The following is a 3,075-nucleotide window of genomic DNA, read 5'->3' on the forward strand; positions in this document are numbered from 1 at the left end:
AGCCCACCTGGCGGCGGTCGCGCCTGGCGGCGCGGGCCGGCGGGGCCCCCCCCCCGGGGGGGGGGCGGGCCTGGGGGGCCGCGGCGCCCTCCGTCCGTCCGTCCGTCCGGCCGCCCGGCCGCCCGGCCGCCCGGCCGCACGGCACCCGCTAGTGGGGGAGCGTGAGCACCTGGCCGGGGTGGATGAGGTCGGGATTGGAGCCGATGACCCCCCTGTTCATGGCGTAGAGCTCGCGCCAGCGGGCCTCGTTGCCCAGCTCCCGGCGGGCGATCGCGGAGAGCGAGTCCCCCGACCGCACGGTGTACGTGCGCTTCGGGGCGGCCGGCGCCGGCGTGGGCGCCGGGGCCGCGGGAACCGCCTTGTGCGCGGCGGACAGGGGGGTGGGCGTGTGCTGCGGATGGGCGGCCGCGCCGGGCCCCGACGGGGCCGGGGGCGCGGCGGCCGCCTTCGGGGGAGCCGCGGGCTTCGGCGGAGCCGCGGCGGCCATCCGCTCGGCGGCGGCCTTGGTGACCGCGACGGCGTCGGTGTACTTGGCCGCGTAGTCGGCGGACGTGGCCGCCGCGGCCTTCTCCGCGGCGCCGTGCTTCTTCTTGTCGGACTTGAGGAAGTCGAAGAGTCCCATGGTCTGTACGCCTCCGGCGTGATCTCGCCCCCCGGCTCGGTGCCTTCCCCCACTGTCGGACAGCCCGGGCCGCCCGGCCCTGTGACGGGGCCAACCGGGGGACGTCCGGCTGTTACTGTCCACGGATGCCCGAGCTCGTGTTCCCCTCCCCCCGCCTGCACGCCTCCTGGCTCGCCGCACGCGCGGAGTGGGGCCCCGACGCCCACATGGACGGGGCCGGACTCGGCTCGGACGACGACGTGGACGGCGCCGCCGGGTTCGCCGCCTGGACGGAGCGGCTGCGCGCGTACGGGGACCGCACGCTGCCGGTCGACCAGGGCCGCGTCCACGCGACGTACTGGTGGATCGCCGAGGGCGACACCTACCTGGGCGCGATCGACCTGCGCCACTACCTCAACGGGTTCCTCCTCGACGCCGGCGGCCACATCGGCTACGGCGTCCGCCCCTCGGCCCGCGGGCGCGGCCTGGCCGGCTGGGCCCTCGGCGAGGTCCTGCACGAGGCCCGGCTGCTGGGCATGGACCGGGTCCTCCTGACGTGCGACCCGGGCAACACGGCCTCGGTGCGCACGATCGAGCGCGGCGGCGGCGTCCTCGAAGACGTCCGCGACACCCTCATAGGACCCAAGCGCCGCTACTGGATCGACCTCTGACGCCACCCTCCGGCAGCAGCGAAAAGAGGCCCCCCGACCTGCGTTTCCGCTGGTCAGAGGACCTCTTATGGTGTGGAGCTTAGGAGATTCGAACTCCTGACATCTGCCTTGCAAAGGCAGCGCTCTACCAACTGAGCTAAAGCCCCGAAAAGACGGACGCGACCGACTCCCGTGAAGGTGAGGCCGTTCCGCAGAACAGAGTACCGGGTGTTCCCCCGCATCTCGCAAAATGAAGGGGACTCCCGCCGTGCGACCACTCTCCGTAAGATGCTCGCGAGGTTCGCACCAGCGAAGGGGAGTAGTAAGAGTGGACGCTGTTCAGCAAGAGGCCACGGCCAGAGCCAGAGAGCTTCAGCGCAGTTGGTACGGGGAGCCGCTCGGCGCACTCTTCCGCCGGCTCATAGATGACCTCGGCTTGAACCAGGCCCGCCTCGCTGCGGTCCTCGGACTGTCGGCGCCCATGCTGTCCCAGCTGATGAGCGGCCAGCGGGCCAAGATCGGGAACCCGGCCGTGGTCCAGCGCGTGCAGGCCCTCCAGGATCTCGCGGGCCAGGTGGCGGACGGCAGCGTCAGCGCCGCCGAGGCCACCGACCGGATGGACGAGATCAAGAAGACCCAGGGAGGCTCCGTCCTCAGCAACAGCGGCCAGAGCACACCCAGTTCGGGCGCGCCCACCGTCAAGCGCGTCGTCCGCGAGATCCAGTCGCTGCTGCGCTCGGTCTCGGCGGCCGGCGACATCATCGACGCGGCCGAGTCCCTCGCCCCCAGCCATCCCGAACTGGCGGAGTTCCTCCGGGTCTACGGCGCGGGCCGGACCGCCGACGCGGTCGCCCACTACGAGTCCCACCAGAACTGACACGACGGACGCACGCACGCACGCACACGGCGGGGGACGGGGGACGGGCGCAGCGATGGGTGAGATCTTCGCCGGCCGGTACGAGCTGATCGATCCGATCGGGCGCGGGGGCGCCGGTGCCGTGTGGCGGGCCTGGGACCACCGGCGCCGCCGGTACGTCGCCGCCAAGGTCCTGCGGCAGAGCGACGCCCACACCCTGCTCCGGTTCGTCCGGGAGCAGACCCTGCGCATCGACCACCCGCACGTGCTGGCCCCGGCCAGCTGGGCGGCGGACGACGACAAGGTCCTGTTCACCATGGACCTCGTCGCCGGCGGCTCGCTCGCCCACGTGATCGGGGACTACGGCCCGCTGCCGCCCCGGTTCGTGTGCACGCTGCTCGACCAGCTCCTGTCGGGGCTGGCGGCGGTCCACGCGGAGGGCGTCGTCCACCGCGACATCAAACCGGCCAACATCCTGATGGAGGCCACCGGAAGCGGACGGCCGCACCTGCGGCTGTCCGACTTCGGCATCTCGATGCGCAAGGGCGAGCCGCGCCTGACCGAGACCGACTACGTCGTGGGCACTCCCGGCTACTTCGCCCCGGAACAACTGCTCGGCTCCGAACCCGACTTCCCCGCGGACCTCTTCGCCGTCGGGCTGGTCGCGCTCTACCTCCTCAAGGGCGCCAAACCCGATTCCCGGTCGCTCGTGGAGCACTTCCTCGCCCACGGCACCCCCGGCGCCCCGGAAGGCGTCCCGGCGCCCCTGTGGGACGTCATCGCGAACCTCCTCCAACCGGACCCCCAGAACCGGTTCCGGACCGCCACAGGGGCCCGCAAGGCCCTTGCCGAGGCCGTGCAGCTGCTCCCGCCGTCCGCCCCCGACGAGGAGCCGGTGGAGGTGTTCGACCAACTCGGCCCGCTGCCCGCCGGTTTCGGCCCGGGCGGCCCGCAGGCCACGGCCGCGG

At 73.1% G+C, this 3,075-nt stretch carries 4 protein-coding genes and 1 tRNA gene; 3 read left to right on the plus strand and 2 right to left on the minus strand.

What is annotated here, in order from left to right; translation table 11 throughout:
- Window positions 1–148: 148 nt before the first annotated feature.
- Window positions 149–622, minus strand: coding sequence for a LysM peptidoglycan-binding domain-containing protein (locus tag ACFXA3_RS39760; RefSeq protein ID WP_385195854.1), 474 nt, complete (start codon window positions 620–622; stop codon window positions 149–151).
- Window positions 623–747: 125 nt separating this feature from the next.
- Here ACFXA3_RS39760 and ACFXA3_RS39765 point away from each other — a divergent pair, with 125 nt between their 5' ends.
- Window positions 748–1,272, plus strand: a complete 525-nt coding sequence (locus ACFXA3_RS39765) for a GNAT family N-acetyltransferase (RefSeq protein ID WP_385195856.1) — start codon at window positions 748–750, stop codon at window positions 1,270–1,272.
- Between the two features lie 73 nt (window positions 1,273–1,345).
- On the opposite strand, the gene ACFXA3_RS39770 is transcribed toward ACFXA3_RS39765, so the two are convergent.
- Window positions 1,346–1,418: transfer RNA gene (locus ACFXA3_RS39770), tRNA-Ala, on the minus strand.
- A gap of 161 nt (window positions 1,419–1,579) precedes the next feature.
- On the opposite strand from ACFXA3_RS39770, the gene ACFXA3_RS39775 reads away from it, so the two are divergent.
- Together ACFXA3_RS39775 and ACFXA3_RS39780 are read left to right on the plus strand one after the other, a co-directional pair.
- The gene (locus ACFXA3_RS39775; RefSeq protein ID WP_385195858.1) at window positions 1,580–2,128 is read left to right on the plus strand and encodes a helix-turn-helix domain-containing protein; all 549 of its coding nucleotides are present in this window, start codon (window positions 1,580–1,582) and stop codon (window positions 2,126–2,128) included.
- Between the two features lie 55 nt (window positions 2,129–2,183).
- On the plus strand, window positions 2,184–3,075 hold an 892-nt coding region (locus tag ACFXA3_RS39780), incomplete at its 3' end, for a serine/threonine-protein kinase (protein WP_385195860.1).

The sequence above is a fragment of the Streptomyces sp. NPDC059456 genome (assembly GCF_042750055.1).
Taxonomy (GTDB): Bacteria; Actinomycetota; Actinomycetes; order Streptomycetales; family Streptomycetaceae; genus Streptomyces.

Excerpts from the sequence above, each read along its gene's own strand:
- ACFXA3_RS39760 (WP_385195854.1), bottom strand. The coding sequence starts at position 622 with ATGGGACTCTTCGACTTCCTCAAGTCCGACAAGAAGAAGCACGGCGCC.
- ACFXA3_RS39765 (WP_385195856.1), top strand. The coding sequence starts at position 748 with ATGCCCGAGCTCGTGTTCCCCTCCCCCCGCCTGCACGCCTCCTGGCTC.